This is a genomic window from Methylocapsa sp. S129 (assembly GCF_009765995.1).
Classification (GTDB): Bacteria; Pseudomonadota; Alphaproteobacteria; order Rhizobiales; family Beijerinckiaceae; genus Roseiarcus.
The window spans coordinates 293,900-310,651 of record NZ_LMUI01000048.1; the positions used below are offsets into that span (position 1 = coordinate 293,900).

The window sequence follows — 16,752 nt, forward strand, 5'->3', positions numbered from 1 at the left end:
AATGGAATGGCTGATGCCCAGGATTGGCATCGCTCCCCATCGAAACGGGCCGATCCCGAGGCCGATAGCCTGCCCGCGGGCCCGGTTTCAGCCGGCGCCGAACTTTTTGCGCTTCGGCGCCGTCGTCTTTCGCGGCCCATCTGTTGCATCTTCGGGCGGCATCGTCTCGGACGCCTTTGTCTCCGCAGGCTTCGCGCCGGCCTTGGGCGTGGCTTCTTTCGATTTCGTCGGTTCGGAATCCTTGAATCTGATCATCGCTTCGTCCTCTTCAAGCGATAGGGTTAGCGGCTTTGCGCCGAGAAGGCGAGGGCTGACGACCCCGAGGGCTCTAGCCCGCCGCCGCTTCCACTTGCGAGGATAGCGCCAGCCACGCCTCTTCTGTCGCCAGCAGGGCCCGTTCGACCTCGCCGCGTTTTTGCGCGAGGTCCACGACCTTGGCTGAATTATTGGCCGTGTCGCCCGATTTGGCGAGCGCTTCGTCGATGCGGCGCAGCAGGTCCTGGAAGCGGTGCATCTTCTGTTCGGTGGCGACGATCTCCTTACGCAGCGGCCCGAGGTCCCGGCGCGATCGGGCGTTTGTCTGCCGCTCGGCGGCAAGGGCCGGCTTTGGCGAATCGTCTTCTTTCTTGCGGCTCTCTTTGGGCGCGGTCTTGCCGAGCACGAAGCGGCTGTAGTCGGCGACATCGCCGTCGAACGTGCGCACCGTGCCGTCGGCGACCAGCCAAAGCCGATCGACGCAGGCTTCAAGCAGGCGCCTGTCATGCGAAACGAGAATGCACGCGCCCTCATATTCGTTGATCGCCTCGATCAATTCGGCGCGGCTGTCGATATCCAGATGATTGGTCGGCTCGTCGAGGATGATGAGCTGCGGGCCGTCGAAAGTGGCGAGGCCCATCAACAGGCGCGCCTTCTCGCCGCCCGACAACGCCGATATTTTCGTCTCCGCCCGGGCGCCGGAAAAGCCGATCAGCGCCGCCCGGCCGCGGATTTTCGATTCCGGACTGCCGCGCATCTTTTCCGCGACATGGCTATAGGGCGTGCCGTTGAGCTCGAGATCGTCAACCTGATGCTGAGCGAAAAATCCGACCTCCAGTTTGGTCGCGCGGGTGATCCGGCCCGACATCGGGGCGAGCCGGCCGCCGAGCAATTTGGCGAAAGTCGATTTGCCGTTGCCGTTCGAGCCGAGCAGCCCGATCCGGTCGTCGTTCGACAAAGTCAGGTCGAGTTTCGACAGCACGGTGCGCTCGCCATAGCCCACGCTGACGCGCTCCATCGCGATGATCGGCGGGCTCAACGCCTTGCGGATCGCCGGCCAGCGGAACGGCATCACGTTCTCGTCGACGATGGCCGAGACCGGCTCCATTCTGGCGAGCATTTTGAGGCGCGATTGCGCCTGCGTCGCCTTGGCGGCGCTGGCCCGGAAGCGATCGACGAACGATTGCAGATGGGCGCGCTTCTCCTCCTGCTTCTTGGCCGCCTTGCCCTGCAGGACCTGCTGCTCGCGCCGCTGCCGCTCGAAGCTCGTATAGCCGCCGGTCCATAAAGTGAGCTTGGCGCGCTCCAGATGCAGAATGTGGTCGGCGACATCGTCGAGCAGGTCGCGATCATGCGAAATGACGATGGTGGTGGCGGGATAGGTCTTGAGATAGTCGACGAGCCAAAGCGCGCCTTCGAGATCGAGATAATTGGTCGGCTCGTCGAGAAGCAGAAGATCGGGTGCGGAGAACAACACGGCGGCGAGCGCCACCCGCATGCGCCAGCCGCCGGAAAATTCCGACAAAGCGCGGTTCTGCGCGGCCTCGTCGAAGCCGAGGCCGTTCAGAATGCTGGCGGCGCGGGCGGGGGCGGCATGGGCGTCGATGTCGACGAGACGCGTCTGAATTTCGGCGATGCGCATCGGGTCTTTGGCGGTTTCAGCTTCTTCAAGCAGCGCGGCGCGCTCCTTGTCGGCCTCCAGCACGAAGTCGACCAGCGTCTGGGCGCCGCCCGGGGCTTCCTGCTCGACCCGTCCCATCCGGGCCTGCCGAGGCACGGAGATGGAACCGCTTTCGGGCGAAATCTCATTGGCGATCAAACGGAAGAGCGTGGTCTTGCCGGCGCCGTTGCGCCCGACCAGCCCGACGCGTGCGCCGGTCGGCAGCGCGACGGTCGCGCGATCGATCAGCATGCGTTCGCCGAGGCGATAGGTGAGGTCGTTGATGTGCAACATGGCGCGTTTTTGGCTTGCGCGACGGCCGCTGGCAAGGGGGAAAGACCCTGTGCAAAGCAATTTATGTTGCGGTGCAATGAAAATCGGCCCGCATCAGGGACGCGGGCCACGTTCCGGCTGCAAACAGGGGCGTCGGCTCCGGGTCGGCGCCCTCCTTCAAATCGCTGGCGTCAGGCCTTCTTGGCCGACAGGATGCCGTTGGCGAACAGCAGCCCGGCGATTCCGGCGCCAATCAGCGGCGCGATGATGAACAGCCAAAGCTGCGCGAAAGCCGTCGGATTCGTGCCGATGCCGATCAACGCCGGGCCGATCGAGCGGGCCGGATTGACCGAGACGCCCGTGACATTGATGCCGACGATATGGATGCCGACAAGCGTCAGACCGATGGCCAAGCCCGCCAGACCGGATATGTGAGGCGGTGCGCTATCCTGCGTGACGCCGAGAATGCAGACGAGGAACAGGAACGTCGCGACCGCCTCGAACACAAAAGCCGAAAGCGTCGAATATTCGCCGAGATAGCCAGGACCCCAACCATCCTGGCCAAGGCCGCCGGTCCAACCCGAGGCCTTGCCTGACAGGATCACATAGAGCACGGCGGCGCCGGCGATCGCGCCCAGCACTTGCGCGATAACATAGCTGATGAGGTCGCTCATGCTCATCCGGCCGGCGACGAACACGCCAAAACTGACCGCCGGGTTGACGTGGCAGCCCGACACCGGGCCGATGCCATAAGCCATGGCGACGATCGCCAGACCAAACGCGAAGGCGATGCCAAGCACATTGATGGCGGTTGGCCCCGCGCCCATTCCGCCGATGACGGCGGCTCCGCAACCGATGAAAACGAGCGCAAAAGTCCCGATAAATTCGGCAATAGGCTTGTTCATGCCGGTTCCCCCTGTTGTTCGTTCCTCAAACGCGAATCGATCATCGCGCGGTCGTCAATTGTTAGCTGAGCCGGACAACGCATGACAATTGCCAATTCAAGTCGAGGTTACCGGTGCGGGCCAGATGGGGCGCGGAAGATGATTCAGGCTTCCTGGCGTGGCAAGAAGCGGCCGGAAGCCGTCGGGAGGGCGCCGTTGCTTTCGCAGCGCCGCCCGGTATATATGCCGCGCGCTCGAGAAAACCCTCGCAAAGCGCGGAATATCCGTCGTCGGAGTTGTAACCCTTGTTTATCACGCCAGCTTTCGCCCAGGCGAGCGGAGCGACCGCTTTCGGGTCGTCCGACATGCTTGTCCAATTCGCGCCCTTCGTCGTCATATTCGCGATCATGTATTTCCTGATTCTGCGGCCCCAGCAGCGCCGCGCCAAGGAGCAGCGGGCCATGGTCCAGGGCGCGCGACGCGGCGATACGATCGTGACCACCGGCGGTCTGATCGGCAAAATCACCAAGGCGACCGACGACACGGAAGTCGAGCTTGAAATCGCCCCCAACGTGCGCGTTCGCGTCGCGCGATCCGGCATCGGCGATGTGCGCGCCAAGGGCGAGCCCGTCAAGGACGCTCCTTCCAAATAAACGGTCGGGGCCTGCGCGCGCCCCTCTCGACCTCGCGGAGACAGTAAAACACGATGCTGCGTCTGGCCCCCTGGAAGGTCGCCTCCATTCTGGCTGTCACTTTTTTGGCCGTGCTTCTTCTCGTCCCGAGCTTTCTGGGGACGGCGACGGTCGATCGCTTGGAGAAATTGCTGCCCTCGTTCTTGCCGGTCCGCCCCATCGTTCTCGGGCTTGATCTGCAGGGAGGCGCCTCTCTGCTTTGGGAGGTCGATAGCGCCGCGCTGACGCATGCGCAGGTCGAAACCTTGCGGGACGACGTTCGCGGCAAGCTGCGCGAGGGGCGCATTTCGCTGAGCGGCGGCATCGCCGTTCTGCCGCGCGGGGTGCAGGTGCGCATCGCCGACGCCGCCGAACGCGCCAAGGCGCTGCCTTTGCTTCGGGCGCTCGACCAACCCATCAGCAACGCCATCATCGGCACGGCCGGCCACATGCTCGACATTACGGATGTTGGCGATGGCTCGGTGCAACTGCTGCTGACGGACGCGGCGATCAACGACAAAATCCGTCGCGCCGTCACGCAATCCATTGAAGTTCTGAATCGCCGCCTTAATGAATCGGGCACGAAAGAGGTCAACATCCAGCAGCAGGGCGTCGACCGCATCCTGGTCGAAGTGCCGGGCCTGCAGGACACCACCGAGGTGAAGAAACTGGTCGGCGCGACCGCCAATCTTGAATTTCGCCTCGTCGCCGATCCCGGCGATCCGCCCAACGAAGTCGACAACCTGCCGCAACAGCAGGGCGGTCAGATACCCGTGCAAAAGCGTGTGATGGTCGCAGGCGAGGATCTGACGAATGCGCAGACCGGGTTCGACCAGAACAGCCAGCCCGACGTCAATTTCACCTTCAACCTGCGCGGCGGCCAGCGTTTCGGGCAGGTGACGTCGGAAAATGTCCAGCGCCGGTTCGCCATCGTGCTGGATGGGAAAGTCATTTCCGCGCCCGTAATCCAGACGCCGATCACGGGCGGCCGCGGCCAGATCACCGGCAATTTTACGGTCCAGGAAGCGGACAATCTTTCCGTTCTGCTGCGCGCCGGCGCCTTGCCCGCCAAATTGACCGTCGTCGAAGAGCGGACGGTCGGCCCCGGCCTCGGGCAGGATTCGATCGACGCGGGCAAGCGGGCGGCGATCGTCGGCGGCGTTCTGGTCGTTTGCTATATGCTGGCGACTTATGGGATTTTCGGCGTGTTCGCCGACGTGGCGCTCGCCGTGCACATCCTGTTCATCTTCGCCTCGATGGCGCTGATCGGCGCGACGCTGACCTTGCCGGGCATCGCCGGCGTCGTCTTCACCATCGGCATGGCGGTGGATTCCAACGTGCTGATCTACGAGCGCATTCGCGAAGAGGCGCATATGGGGCGCTCGATTATTTCCGCGCTCGACGCCGGCTTCAAACGCGCTTTTGCGACCATCATCGATTCGAACGTGACGATGTTCGTCGCGGCCGTGATCCTCTATCTCTTCGGCTCGGGGCCAGTGCGCGGCTTCGCCGTTTCGCTGGGCCTTGGCATTCTCACCTCGGTCGTCACGGCAGTGACCATGACGCGCATGATGATCGCGCTCTGGTATCGCTACAAACGCCCGACCAAGTTGCCGATATGATCGCCCGGCTCCAACCTCCCGCCGCGCGAAGGAAATAGCCTGATGAAGCTGTTGCGCCTCGCTCCAGAGAACACAAAATTCGACTTCATGCGCCTGCGGCGCCTGAGCTATCCGCTGTCGGCGATCCTGTCGATTGTCGCGGTGTTGCTGTTCTTTTTCGTCGGCATGAATTTCGGCATCGACTTTTCCGGCGGCACGCAGGTCGAATTGCGCGCCAAGAGCGGCAATGCCGATATTGCCGCGCTGCGCAGCACCGGGGAATCGCTGGGTCTGGGCGCCGTCGAAGTCCAGCGCTCGGGCGCCGACACCGATGCGGTGATGCGCGTCGGCATTCAGCCGGGCGGCGAAGCGGCGCAGCAAACCGCGGTCGGCAAATTGCGCCAGGCCTTCGGCGACAATTACGAATTTCGTAAGGTCGACGCGGTGGGGCCGCGCGTGTCGGGCGAACTCGTGCAGAAGGGCACGCTCGGCATCGTTGTTTCGATCCTCGCCGTGCTGACCTATTTGTGGTTCCGGTTCGAGTGGCAGTTCGCGATCGGCGCCATTATCGGCACCATGCATGACTTGCTGCTGACGGTTGGGTTTTTCTGCGTCACGCAACTTGAGTTCAACACGACCTCGATCGCGGCGATCCTGACGATCGTCGGCTATTCCTTGAACGAGACCGTCGTCGTCCTCGATCGCATTCGCGAAGTCATGCGCAAATACAAGCGCCTCTCGACAGCCGAAATCGTCAACATGTCGATCAACGCCGTGCTGCCGCGCACGATCATGACGGCGACGACGGTTTTCCTTGCCTTGCTCGCGCTGTTCTTCCTTGGCGGCCATGTCATCCGTTCGTTCTCGGCGGCGATGATCTGGGGCATATTCGTCGCCACCTATTCCTCGATCTTCATCTGCTCGCCGATCCTGATTTATCTTGGCGTCAGAGCCGACGTGTTCGACAGGGAAAGCGCGCCCGAAGCCCAAAACCTTCCCGCTTCCAAGGCCAAGGGATGAGCGCGGCGCCGGCCGGGACCGATGGTTTCGTCCCCGGCCGACATTTGATCGACGCCTATGGCGCGGGCGGCTTCCGCTTCGCCGGCATGTCGCATGTCGGCTCGATCCTTGCGACCCCGACGGGCGTGCGCGCTTTCGAACCCTTGACGCCGGCGGCGATCACCATCGCCTCGCTCAGCCTCCTCTTCGTCGAACTCGCCGAGCATCCGCGCTCGATTGAGATATTCGTGGTGGGCACGGGCGAGAAAATGGCGTTGCTATCGGCGCCTGTGAAGGCGCGGTTGAAGGAAGCGGGCCTGCGCGTCGAAGCGATGGCGACCGGTCCCGCCGCGCGGGTCTACAACATCCTGCTCGGCGAGAACCGCCGCGTTGCGGCGGCGCTGATCGCAGCGCCATGACGATCGCGATAGCGGCGCGGGGAAAGCCGCGTGCGCTACGCCTCGTCGACGAAATTGTACTGGATCTGGTCGAAGCGATCGGCGGGAAAGACGTAGAAAAACCGGAACGTCTTGTCGAAAGCATTGCGAACGGAATGACGCGCAGCGCCGGGGATGAAAACCGCGGCGCCCGGCGAGACCGTCCGTTCGACGCCCTCGATCGTCACGATGGCGGCGCCCTCGAGGACGAAATAGATTTCCGGCTGCGCGTGGGAATGGAGCGCCAACGCGCCGCCGGGCTCGACAATGGCGACGCCCGCGACGAGGCCATCGCTCGGCGTCGACTCGCCGCTGATCAATGTGTGAAACGAAAGGCGTCCGCGCTGGTCGTTCCACGCCGCCGGTTTGACATCTTCGACGCGCGTGACGAAGGATTCTATTTCAGACATTCGAACGCCCTCCGCCGCCAAGCCCCGATCGAACGGACCCGCACTCCGCCGGCCTCGGCTCAAAGGCGCCTCGACCGCTAGGACCATGATCCCATCTTCCCCCGCCCTGGCGCAAGCCTACGCCCATTGCGAGACGCTGACGCGCGATCACGATCGCGACCGTTGGCTTGCCGCGCTTTTTGCGCCGGCCGATGCGCGCCTGCATCTCTATGCGTTGACCGCCTTCTCCTATGAAGTCGGCCGCCTGCGCGATTTTGTGCGCGAGCCTCTGGCGGGCGAGATGCGGCTCGAATGGTGGCGCGAGGCTTTGACAGGGGCAGGGCGCGGCGAGGTCGCGGGCCATCCCGTCGCCGCCGCTTTGATCGATACGATCGAGCGCTTCAGCCTGCCGCTGCAGGCCTTCGACAACCTGCTCACGGCCCGCATGTTTGATCTCTACGATGATCCGATGCCGAGCCTGAATGATTTCGAGGGCTATTGCGGGGAGACCTGTTCGGTGCTGTTCCGGCTTGGCGCGCTTATTCTCGGGCAGGGGCGCGATCTCGGCGGCGCCGATGCGGCCGGCCATGCCGGCGTCGCTTACGCGATGGTCGGGCTGCTCAGGGCGCTGCCGCTGACCAGCGCGCGCGGACAAGTCTATCTGCCGGCCGATATTCTGGCCCGTCACGGCGTCTCCCGCGAGGATATGGCGGCGCGGCGCGACGGCCCGGGCCTGCGCGCGGCGCTCGCGGAATTGCGCGGTCATGCGCGTCGGCATCTCGACGCGGCGCGTGGCCTCACCCCGCAGGCGCCCGCCGAAATCGCCCCCGCCTTCCTGCCCTTGGCTGTTCCGCCGCTCTATCTCGCGCGGATGGAGCGCGCCAACTATTCGCCCTTCGGCGCCGTCGTCGAGGCGCCGCAATGGCGCCGCCAATGGGCCTTGTGGCGCGCCGCGCGCGGGCGATAAAACCGGCAATGGAATAGCCTGGGAATAGCCCGAGCCCCCGAATGACCCGACATGGCGCGCCAAAATCGCTGCTAAGTCCTTGATTCTCGCTGTCCCGGAAGGTCGCGAGCATCCGCGAAACGAGCGATATCAAGGGTTTGACCCTCTTTGAGTTTCCAAATCGCATTTTTTCGGCCAAACGGGGCCTGCGCGCCCTTCGGGCGATCGGGTTCCCAGGCTGACGGGATGAAGCGTGCAAGGCGTGGTCTATCCGTCTTTTGGAAACGAGACCAACGGCTCATGCGATAAGAGCCGTTGAAAAGCTTCGCCAATTTCTGACCATCCGCGGCGCCCCGCAAATTTTTTTCTGACCACTTCGTGGAATTTCAAAGGGTTGCAAGGGGGAAAATCGAAAAAAAGTTTTCGACCGCGCCGCGCCGCCCTGCGCGTCGGCGAGGCGACGATCCCCCCTCGGCCTCGCTTGCGCGGCGCGCGGCTGGACGGCGGGCTTCACTCATGGCTTCGCTTCCTGCTTGATGAAAACAAGAATTCATCATAGCATTGATTCAGTTTTTCAGAAAGGTATTCCCGGCTCTTATCGCGTTAGCTGTCGTTTTCCCCCAGGGCGACGTTTGGCTTGGAAAACCGGGTTGGCTGGATGAACTGAGAAAAACGAGACCAGCAGCTAACGCGATAACAGCCAAAATGTCGCTCTAGCTTTGGCCAAGGCGCGTGGATTTCAATCGGCGGCCCAGGGGGAAGTTGGGGCGCATGGCGAAGGCGGATTGGGCCGCGTCATTGCGAGGGAGCGAAGCAATCCAGACTTTGGCTCCCGCAGCCCTCGTCTGGATCGGTTCTCAAGGCGAGCGCGAAGCGTTCGTCCGACAGCCGCTCGCGATGACGGGCGAACTATTCGCCGCCGCCGCGCCCGAAGAGGGCTTCGACGCCGAGCGCCGCAATCTCGATGACGAGCACCGCGATCAGGACGCCCGCCGCCGCGCAGGCGAGATGCGGCAGCGCGGGAAACCGCGCTTCGAGCCAGGCTTCGAGTTCGAGGCCGGCGCCCTTGGCGATGAGACTGCGAAGGAGGGCGGCGGCGAGGAGGGTGAGGAAGGCGACCATCGGGGTTCTCCGTGAACGTGATGGCAACCCAGTTTTCACACGGCGCGCCGCCTTGAAAGAACATTGCCCCGCCGCGTTCCGTCTTGTTCTGGCGACTTCGGCGCGATTTGAGGCTTGTGGCGGCCTCCGATAGCCGGCCTGGCGGTACGTGACGGAAACAGGCCGATAAATGTCGGTGCGGTGGCCGACGAACTCGGCTAGCATTTCCCCAGTCGTTATTTGCTGAATTGTGGGCGATGGACTCCGAACAGGCGAAGAAACCGAGGAGACCTTGGGGGCGGTGGAGCCCGCAGACTTGGGTCGATCGGTCGGACACGAGCCGGCGTATCAAGAGCGTTGGTGGTAGCGAAGTCGACTGCGCGACACACTTGGGTGTCAGGCGTAGTACTTTTCGATACTGGTTCGACGACCGCAGCAACCATAAGGGTTGGATCCCAAAGGCGCTGGAACCGAAACTGGACGAATATTTGAATGGCCTGGGCCATTCATCCGAGGTCGAGCCGGCGGTTTCAGACGATAGTGCGGACGGAGTTGCCTCGAAGCGGCGCAATCGCCCTCTTATCGAACTGCACGCCGATATCGCCGACGTAAAAATTCGAGAACTCGCGACCTGCGCGTTCCGTCGAGACAATTTGCAGCCGCAACCGGAAGGCGATCCGATTTCCATCGACTGTCACGTCAACGTGCAAACGATCCCGACATGCCGCGGCGTGCAGATCGGCGTTGGGCAGTTCTCGCTGTTCGTCGATCCGGATCCGGGCCGGCGTGGCGTTTGCCGTCCGCCGGCAATGGATAGCCAGGTTCCCGGAGTCAAAATCACGAGAAGAGGGACGCCAGATGGTCTGCATGTGGTTTTCGAGAACGAAGGGTCGCCAACGGGGCCATTGCTGCTGAACGGCCTCGCGCCCGCCATTCCTCTGGGGTTTTATGACCAAGCCCGCGCGGGGGAAATGCTGACGATCAGGATGGTCGCTTCGTTCGACCATGATTTCGTCTGTGTGCGAGCCCCATCGGAAGGCCAGTCCGTTTCGCACAGCCAAAGCATGAATCGGAAGCAGGTAATCTATCATTTGGCGAAACGCGCGAATCTGGGCGTTCTCGCCGATGACGGCTATGTCACGCTGGTCGTCCAGATGTTGAGCATTAAGAGAGCGGAGCCGGAATGATCGCGAGCGACTGTGGCCGAATGTCTGTGGGCGACCTTGAGGAACGCATTGACGCCATTGATAATTCGGCCGTCGAAGACTTCGTTGAGCTCATTCGCTTGGCGGGTCTGAACCCAACGTATGAACTGCGTTTCGGCGACTTCTCAGGCTGCCGTTTCGACGGGCAGGACTTGCGGGGTTTCGGCTTCACAGGTTGCGACTTGACGAACGCAAGCTTCAAGGGCGCGCGAATCGAGCGGGCGGAGTTCGATTGCGCGACGATGCAACTCGCGACTCTCGCTGAGGCGGCGGATTTCGATAACTATTTGAAAACGGAGATGACGCGCCGATGGAAAAGTCGCTTTCCGCTCAACGCGCGTCGTCTCCGCGACCTCGCCATCTTCCGCGAAGCCCCCTTCGCCCCGGAAATGGTCGTCCTGCCGGCCGGCGAATTCGCCATGGGGTCCGCTCTCGGCGACGCGGAACTTCCGGAAGACGACAAGGCCCGGGACGATGAAATTGCGCCAGGCCTCGGCAAGCGGCGGACGCGGATTCCGCGACGCTTCGCGATGGCCCGCTATCCCGTCACTTTCGAGGAATATGACGTTTTCACCGATGCAACGGGGCGCAAGCGCGTCCCGCACAGCAATTGGGGACGCGCGCGGCGCCCCGCGATCAACCTAAGCTGGAGCGACGCGCAGGCCTATGTCGCCTGGCTGAACGGCAAGCTCGGCGGCAAGGCCTATCGGCTGCCCTCGGAGGCGGAATGGGAATATGCCTGCCGGGCGGGGACGGACACGCGGCGCTGGTGGGGCGATGCCTGGGACGCCGCGCGCGCCAACGGCGCTCGAAGCTTCGAGGGCGGGCGGACGTCGCCGGTCGGTCATTTTGCGCCCAACGACTGGCAATTGCACGATATGATCGGCAATGTCTGGGAATGGTGCGCGGACGAATGGGCCGACAATATCGCGAAACTGCCGGAGGATGGCGCGGCTTTCGGCAAGCTCGTCCGCGAGACTCACCCAAAACAGATACCTGATGTCAAAAAGAACAAGAATAGGGCCCTGCGGGCTCTGCGCGGCGGTTCCTGGTACGGCGATCCGAGGGGCCTCCGCTCGGCGAATCGCGGCAGGTGCGAGCCGGGCGATCGCTTCGACTACATCGGCTTTCGCCTCTCCAGGACGCTTTAATTCCTGATTCTTTATGTCTTTTCTTCAAGCGGGGTCCGGGGCGCAGCCCCGGCCACTATTCTTGGCGTTCCGGAACGTGTGCAAATGTTGATTATTTTGTTTCGCGCCTGTTCGGACTGGCTAAAATTGAACCGCATACGGACGAATCGGCGAGAGTGATCGTTTGGGACACGCGGGATCTGCGGACAGGAAAGTCAGCCCGGCGCTGGAAGCGTTGAATGGCTTCATTCGCTGGCTCGTGCCGACCGTTGAGCGCTTTCCCCGAAGCCAGAAGTTTCTCCTTGGGGACCGTATCCAGGCGACGGCGTTGGATGTTCTCGATCGCCTCATCGAGGCGACTTACACAAAGGCGCGACAGGCGCATCTGCAAAGCGCCAACCTTGGCGTCGAGAAATTGCGCCACCTCTTCCGAATCGCCGTCGATCTGCGCTTTCTCGACCAGGATCGTTTCGAGTTTGCGGCGAGGGCGCTCGATGAAATCGGCCGCATGATTGGGGGGTGGGCGAGAAGGGACCGTGCCGAACATGCCGCCTGACACGCTCGATTTCCGTCGCGCCGTCAGTTTCCGCGCGTTGCGCCCGGCGGCTCTGCGCGCCGCGCGCGGCAAACGGAGAAGCCCGGGCGTCACAGCTTTTCTGGCCGATCTGGAGACCGAGTGCCTGCGTCTGGAGCGAGAATTGCTGGCGGGGACGTGGCGTCCCGGCAAATATGTCGCGTTCGAAATTCGCGACCCCAAGCCGCGCATCGTTTCCGCCGCCGCGTTTCGCGACCGGGTCGTGCATCATGCGCTTTGCGCCGTCGTCGAGCCCGTGTTCGAGCGCGGCTTCATCTTCGATTCCTACGCCAACCGCAGGGACAAAGGCACTCATGCCGCCATCGATCGCTACGAGCAGTTCGCGCGCCGCAACGTACATGTGCTGCGCTGCGACATCTTTCGATATTTCCCCGCCATCGACCACGAAATTCTGAAGTCCGACCTTCGGCGCAGGATTGATGACAACCAAATCCTGACCGTCCTGGACGCGATCGTCGACGGCTCGAATCGTCAAGAGCCGGTCGATGTCTACTTCCCAGGCGACACGCTGTGGGCGCCCTACGAGCGGCGGCGCGGGTTGCCGATCGGCAATTTGACGAGCCAGTTTTTCGCCAACGTCTATCTCGACCCGCTCGATCATTTCGTGAAGGAAGTGCTGCGCGTTCGCGGCTACCTGCGCTACGTCGACGATTTCGCGCTCTTTCACGACGATCTGGAAACGCTTTGCGGTTGGCGAATCCGTATTGAAAAATTTCTCGCCGGCCGCCGACTGTTGTTGCATCCTCGTAAGACTGCGGCAGTGTCCACGCGGGAGCCGTCGGCCTTCCTCGGCATCGTCTTGGCAAATGACGGGCGTCGCCGATTGCCGGAAGACAATGTAGCGCGATTCCGTGGCCGCTACCGCGCCATGCGCGACCGGTTCAACGCCGGCGCGGTCACGTTCGAAGAGATCGCGCCGCGCGTTCGGGCTTGGATCGCACATGCCGAACATGCCGACACCTGGCGCTTGCGTCAGACCCTCTTCCGCGGCGGTCCTTTCGAATCGTCGCTGAAGCCTGACGGTCCCCAAAGGCCCTGCGGGCTCTGCGCGGCGGTTCCTGGAACAACAATCCGAGGAACCTCCGCTCGGCAAATCGCAACAGGAACGAGCCGGACAATCGCAACGACAACATCGGCTTTCGCCTCTCCAGTACGCTCCCATCATGCCGGAGCCGCGCCGTCCAAGGACGGCGCGGGCGCGCGAGGAAGCGTCCAGGGGCCGTCATGACAGGAAGTAACCCCGCCTGACGTTGGTCCTCGCGGCCGTCAGGCGGGGCGCTTGCGCGATAACGGCGCCGAGAACGCATCCATCCAGCCTCTCACCGGTTGATCGCTAGATAAGCCTCCGCCACCGCCGCATCGATGTCGGCCGGCACGGGGACGACGCAATGGCCGGGGCCGATTCCATGCGCCACCCGCTCCAGGCAGCGCGCCTGCAGCGTGAACCCCAGATCCATCGATTCCACGGAATTGCCGAGCGGGCGCGGTCCCGCGAGATTGGCCATATGCCCTTCGCCCAGCACATGGATCGTTCTGCCGTCGCTGAAGCGAAACGTCTCGATGCCCTCGGAGGGATAGCGCATCGTCTCGACGACGCTTTTGTCGGCGGCGATCGCCGCGACGGCGATCTCGTGCGGCAGATGGCCGCCGTTGATCAGGATCGCGCCGTCTTTCAGCAAAGGCAGATCGATGGCCGTGATGATATCAGGCGCGCCGGTGACGGTGACGAGCACATCGGCGCCGCGGATCGCCTGTTCGCGCAACGGCGTGGCGAATCCGTCGAGATGCGCCTCAAGAGTCGTCACGGGATTGACGTCGACGACGCTGACCACGCTATAGGCGTTGCGAAAGCAGGCGGCGACGCCCTTGCCGCAGGCGCCATAGCCAAAGACCGTGACGCGTTTGCCGTTGGTGCTGCGGTTGGTGAACCGCATATAGCTCTCGAACAGGCTTTGGCCGACGGCGTGCCTGTTCTCGGCGAATTGCTTGATCGGACTGTCGTTGATGACGAGAACGGGAACCTTGATCGCGTCTCTCAGCGGCGCCAGGCGGGCGCGGCCGGATGTCGTCTCTTCCGTGCCGCCGCGCAGCGCGGGATAGCCGCGTTCCGCGACGCGCGCGAAGAGGTCGCCGCCATTGTCGAGCAGCAGGTCGGGCTTTTCGGCGAGAATGGCGTCGAGGAAGCGGCCATGCGCGGCAGCGTCGGTCGTCTGCTCGCCAATGACCGCGATATCGTGGGCGCTGAGGTACGCGATCGTTTCAGGCTGCGTGCTGTTGAGATTGCCCGTCGCGACAAGGCGCGCGCCGCCCGCTTGCAGCGTCGTCAGCAGCGCCGCCGTCTTCGGCTCAAGATGGATCGCCGTGCCGATCGTCAGGCCGGTGAAGGGCCGGGTCCGCGCGAATTCGGCCGCCGTCGATTGCAGCAGGCGGCAACTTGAAGCGATCCAGTCGATTCGCGTCTTGGTTTCGGATGGCGGCATGGGGGACGGGCCTTTGTCGAGAGGACGAGCGCGCGCAGCGAGTCAGGGCGAACGCCCTGCCAATCTGAGGCGAACTCATGAGAAGTGAGATGGAGGTTGAGGCAGATGTGTCCATTGTTTGCTTGGCGGAGCGGAGCGCGAGAGGAATTCGAAGTCAAGGATCGCCTTTAGGCGACCGCCGAAGGCGGCGGCCCCATAGGGCGTCGAAAGACGCCCGTCACAAGCGACGGGCTTTGGGGCCGTCCTTGAGTTCGAATTCCTCTTGCGCATAATCGCCTTCAAGCAATCAATGGATGCGTGGCGCTGAGCCCAGCGCAGACCGCCTTCGTTCGGGCGTCACGAAGCCGGGCGCAGCCACGCGTCCATATCGATCCGCGCCCTTTCCGACAGCGCCCGCTTCCTCGCCGCTCCCCTCTCCGGTCCACGCAGCCGCTTGCCGTCGGCGTCGGCTTTCGGCCCCTCGATCGGCGGAAACAGGCCAAAATTCACGTTCATCGGCTGAAACGACGGGGGGCCGGCGTCGATCGCCTCGATATGGCCGCCGGTGATGTGGTTGAGCAGCGCGCCAATCGCGGTCGTGCCGGGCGGAACAACCGCGGGAAGCCCCAGCCTTTCCGCCGCCGCGAGGCGCCCGGCGATCAAGCCGACCGCTGCGCTTTCCACATAGCCCTCGCAGCCGGTGATCTGCCCCGCAAAGCGCAGGCGCGGCATCGCTTTGAGGCGCAGCAGCGGGTCGAGCAGGCGCGGCGAATTCAGAAAAGTGTTGCGATGCAGGCCGCCGAGCCGCGCGAATTCCGCACTCTCCAGCCCTGGAATGGCGCGCAGCACCCGCGCCTGTTCGCCGTATTTGAGCTTGGTCTGGAAGCCGACCATATTATAGAGCGTGCCGAGCGCATTATCCTGGCGCAATTGCACGACCGCCCAGGGCTTGACCGTTGGCTGATGCGCATTGGTCAGGCCGATCGGCTTCATCGGTCCAAACCGTAGGGTTTCGCGCCCCCGCTCGGCCATCACTTCAATCGGCAGGCAGCCGTCGAAATAAGGCGTGCCCTCAAATCCTTTGAACTCGGTCTTGTCGGCGGCGAGCAGCGCCTCGATGAAATTTTCATATTGGTCGCGGTCAAGCGGACAATTGATGTAATCGGCGCCGGTGCCGCCCGGCCCCGTCTTGTCATAACGCGATTGCAGCCAGGCTTTGGTCATATCGATGGAATCGCGATGGACGATCGGCGCGATCGCGTCGAAGAAGGCCAGCTCCTTTTCGCCCGTCAGCGCGCCGATCGCGGCGCCCAGATTGGGCGAAGTCAGGGGGCCGGTGGCGATGATGACGCTGTCCCAGTCGTCAGGCGGAATGGCCGCGACTTCGCCGCGGACGATTTCGATCAGCGGCTCCTGCTGGATCGCCGCTTCCACCGCCGCCGAAAAACCATCGCGGTCGACCGCCAAAGCGCCGCCGGCGGGCACCTGATGCGCGTCGGCGCTGCGCATGATCAGCGAGCCCATCGCGCGCATTTCGCGATGAATGACGCCAACCGCATTGTTTTCGGCATCGTCCGAGCGGAAAGAGTTCGAGCAGACGAGTTCGGCGAGCCCGTCGGTCCGGTGCGCCTCCGTGCCGCGCTCGGGGCGCATTTCGTGGAGGACGACGGGAACGCCGGCGCGCGCCATCTGCCAGGCCGCTTCGCAGCCGGCGAGGCCGCCGCCGATGACATGAATGGGTTTCATCGCCCGCTTGTCACAAAGCCAGGCGGCCTAGTCAATCGCGCCTCGGCTTGGCGGCTCGCGCAAAAAAAACGCCCGCCGGGGGAGGATCCGGCGGGCGCTCGATACGCGGGGGGCTTTGCGACCGGGAGGGAAGTCAGCCTCTCCCGCGTTGTCCGTCAATTAGGCGGCGATGCTCTGACGCACGATGAATTCGATGTCGCCACGGCGAATGCCGATGTCGCTCAATTCACGGTCGTTCAGGCGGGACAATTCACGCACGGCTTCGCGGTAGCGGCGCCAGGCGTTCAGCTTCTCAGTGATAGTCTTGATCGAGGTCATGTGCCTCTCCTTTTTTCTTGCCAATGTTCTGTCGGCTCAGCGCATCCCGAATGGACGATCGCCTCAGCCAGTGCGTTGCAACA

At 63.3% G+C, this 16,752-nt stretch carries 16 protein-coding genes and 1 pseudogene; 10 read left to right on the forward strand and 7 right to left on the reverse strand.

What is annotated here, in order from left to right:
• Window positions 1-328: 328 nt before the first annotated feature.
• Complete coding sequence (locus GSQ90_RS26560) at window positions 329-2,209, reverse strand: ABC-F family ATP-binding cassette domain-containing protein (RefSeq protein ID WP_158817962.1); 1,881 nt, start codon at window positions 2,207-2,209, stop codon at window positions 329-331.
• A gap of 170 nt (window positions 2,210-2,379) precedes the next feature.
• Complete coding sequence (locus tag GSQ90_RS26565) at window positions 2,380-3,093, reverse strand: aquaporin (protein WP_158817963.1); 714 nt, start codon at window positions 3,091-3,093, stop codon at window positions 2,380-2,382.
• Between the two features lie 344 nt (window positions 3,094-3,437).
• Between GSQ90_RS26565 and yajC the strand changes: the two genes are divergently transcribed.
• From yajC to GSQ90_RS26585, 4 genes are read left to right on the forward strand one after another with little or no spacing between them, the layout of a single operon-like run.
• On the forward strand, window positions 3,438-3,725 hold the full coding sequence (gene yajC / locus GSQ90_RS26570; protein ID WP_158818199.1) for a preprotein translocase subunit YajC: 288 nt from the start codon (window positions 3,438-3,440) through the stop codon (window positions 3,723-3,725).
• Window positions 3,726-3,778: 53 nt separating this feature from the next.
• Window positions 3,779-5,365: a protein translocase subunit SecD gene (gene secD / locus GSQ90_RS26575; RefSeq protein WP_158817964.1), complete on the forward strand. Its 1,587-nt coding sequence runs from the start codon at window positions 3,779-3,781 to the stop codon at window positions 5,363-5,365.
• A gap of 42 nt (window positions 5,366-5,407) precedes the next feature.
• Window positions 5,408-6,364: a protein translocase subunit SecF gene (gene secF, locus GSQ90_RS26580; RefSeq protein ID WP_158817965.1), complete on the forward strand. Its 957-nt coding sequence runs from the start codon at window positions 5,408-5,410 to the stop codon at window positions 6,362-6,364.
• Window positions 6,361-6,762, forward strand: a complete 402-nt coding sequence (locus tag GSQ90_RS26585; RefSeq protein ID WP_158817966.1) for an Mth938-like domain-containing protein — start codon at window positions 6,361-6,363, stop codon at window positions 6,760-6,762. Before secF ends, GSQ90_RS26585 begins: the two co-directional genes overlap by 4 nt.
• Before the next feature lie 35 nt (window positions 6,763-6,797).
• Here GSQ90_RS26585 and GSQ90_RS26590 read toward each other — a convergent pair whose 3' ends face one another.
• Window positions 6,798-7,190 (reverse strand): cupin domain-containing protein, encoded by a 393-nt coding sequence (locus GSQ90_RS26590; protein ID WP_158817967.1) that lies wholly within the window; start codon window positions 7,188-7,190, stop codon window positions 6,798-6,800.
• Between the two features lie 85 nt (window positions 7,191-7,275).
• Here GSQ90_RS26590 and GSQ90_RS26595 point away from each other — a divergent pair, with 85 nt between their 5' ends.
• On the forward strand, window positions 7,276-8,136 hold the full coding sequence (locus GSQ90_RS26595; RefSeq protein ID WP_158817968.1) for a phytoene/squalene synthase family protein: 861 nt from the start codon (window positions 7,276-7,278) through the stop codon (window positions 8,134-8,136).
• 888 nt (window positions 8,137-9,024) lie between these two features.
• On the opposite strand, the gene GSQ90_RS26600 is transcribed toward GSQ90_RS26595, so the two are convergent.
• Entirely contained in the window at window positions 9,025-9,237 is a 213-nt protein-coding gene (locus GSQ90_RS26600) for a hypothetical protein (RefSeq protein WP_158817969.1), read from the reverse strand.
• Window positions 9,238-9,473: 236 nt separating this feature from the next.
• On the opposite strand from GSQ90_RS26600, the gene GSQ90_RS26605 reads away from it, so the two are divergent.
• The 5 genes and pseudogenes from GSQ90_RS26605 (at window position 9,474) to GSQ90_RS32975 (ending at window position 13,394) form a co-directional block, all read left to right on the forward strand.
• Complete coding sequence (locus GSQ90_RS26605; protein ID WP_158817970.1) at window positions 9,474-10,403, forward strand: hypothetical protein; 930 nt, start codon at window positions 9,474-9,476, stop codon at window positions 10,401-10,403.
• Window positions 10,400-11,572: an SUMF1/EgtB/PvdO family nonheme iron enzyme gene (locus GSQ90_RS26610; RefSeq protein WP_158817971.1), complete on the forward strand. Its 1,173-nt coding sequence runs from the start codon at window positions 10,400-10,402 to the stop codon at window positions 11,570-11,572. The genes GSQ90_RS26605 and GSQ90_RS26610 overlap by 4 nt, the downstream gene beginning before the upstream one ends.
• 163 nt (window positions 11,573-11,735) lie before the next feature.
• Entirely contained in the window at window positions 11,736-12,107 is a 372-nt protein-coding gene (gene avd, locus GSQ90_RS26615) for a diversity-generating retroelement protein Avd (protein ID WP_158817972.1), read from the forward strand.
• A pseudogene (locus GSQ90_RS26620) lies at window positions 12,097-12,933 on the forward strand (RNA-directed DNA polymerase); the annotation flags it as partial. The gene avd and the pseudogene GSQ90_RS26620, both read left to right, overlap by 11 nt.
• Window positions 12,934-13,190: 257 nt before the next feature.
• Complete coding sequence (locus GSQ90_RS32975; protein WP_371418457.1) at window positions 13,191-13,394, forward strand: SUMF1/EgtB/PvdO family nonheme iron enzyme; 204 nt, start codon at window positions 13,191-13,193, stop codon at window positions 13,392-13,394.
• A gap of 71 nt (window positions 13,395-13,465) precedes the next feature.
• Here GSQ90_RS32975 and GSQ90_RS26630 read toward each other — a convergent pair whose 3' ends face one another.
• The 3 genes from GSQ90_RS26630 to GSQ90_RS26640 form a co-directional block, all read right to left on the reverse strand.
• Window positions 13,466-14,626, reverse strand: a complete 1,161-nt coding sequence (locus GSQ90_RS26630; RefSeq protein WP_158817973.1) for an adenosylhomocysteinase — start codon at window positions 14,624-14,626, stop codon at window positions 13,466-13,468.
• A gap of 336 nt (window positions 14,627-14,962) precedes the next feature.
• Window positions 14,963-16,351 (reverse strand): methylenetetrahydrofolate--tRNA-(uracil(54)-C(5))-methyltransferase (FADH(2)-oxidizing) TrmFO, encoded by a 1,389-nt coding sequence (trmFO, locus tag GSQ90_RS26635; RefSeq protein WP_158817974.1) that lies wholly within the window; start codon window positions 16,349-16,351, stop codon window positions 14,963-14,965.
• A 159-nt stretch (window positions 16,352-16,510) separates the two neighbouring features.
• Window positions 16,511-16,669: a DUF1127 domain-containing protein gene (locus GSQ90_RS26640; protein WP_158817975.1), complete on the reverse strand. Its 159-nt coding sequence runs from the start codon at window positions 16,667-16,669 to the stop codon at window positions 16,511-16,513.
• Between the last annotated feature and the right edge of the window lie 83 nt (window positions 16,670-16,752).

Coding starts and splice junctions, on each gene's coding strand:
- GSQ90_RS26560 (WP_158817962.1), bottom strand. CDS start 2,209: ATGTTGCACATCAACGACCTCACCTATCGCCTCGGCGAACGCATGCTG.
- GSQ90_RS26640 (WP_158817975.1), bottom strand. CDS start 16,669: ATGACCTCGATCAAGACTATCACTGAGAAGCTGAACGCCTGGCGCCGC.
- GSQ90_RS26590 (WP_158817967.1), bottom strand. CDS start 7,190: ATGTCTGAAATAGAATCCTTCGTCACGCGCGTCGAAGATGTCAAACCG.
- yajC (WP_158818199.1), top strand. CDS start 3,438: ATGCTTGTCCAATTCGCGCCCTTCGTCGTCATATTCGCGATCATGTAT.
- GSQ90_RS26600 (WP_158817969.1), bottom strand. CDS start 9,237: ATGGTCGCCTTCCTCACCCTCCTCGCCGCCGCCCTCCTTCGCAGTCTC.
- secF (WP_158817965.1), top strand. CDS start 5,408: ATGAAGCTGTTGCGCCTCGCTCCAGAGAACACAAAATTCGACTTCATG.
- trmFO (WP_158817974.1), bottom strand. CDS start 16,351: ATGAAACCCATTCATGTCATCGGCGGCGGCCTCGCCGGCTGCGAAGCG.
- GSQ90_RS26595 (WP_158817968.1), top strand. CDS start 7,276: ATGATCCCATCTTCCCCCGCCCTGGCGCAAGCCTACGCCCATTGCGAG.
- GSQ90_RS26565 (WP_158817963.1), bottom strand. CDS start 3,093: ATGAACAAGCCTATTGCCGAATTTATCGGGACTTTTGCGCTCGTTTTC.
- GSQ90_RS26585 (WP_158817966.1), top strand. CDS start 6,361: ATGAGCGCGGCGCCGGCCGGGACCGATGGTTTCGTCCCCGGCCGACAT.
- secD (WP_158817964.1), top strand. CDS start 3,779: ATGCTGCGTCTGGCCCCCTGGAAGGTCGCCTCCATTCTGGCTGTCACT.
- GSQ90_RS26630 (WP_158817973.1), bottom strand. CDS start 14,626: ATGCCGCCATCCGAAACCAAGACGCGAATCGACTGGATCGCTTCAAGT.
- GSQ90_RS26605 (WP_158817970.1), top strand. CDS start 9,474: ATGGACTCCGAACAGGCGAAGAAACCGAGGAGACCTTGGGGGCGGTGG.
- GSQ90_RS26610 (WP_158817971.1), top strand. CDS start 10,400: ATGATCGCGAGCGACTGTGGCCGAATGTCTGTGGGCGACCTTGAGGAA.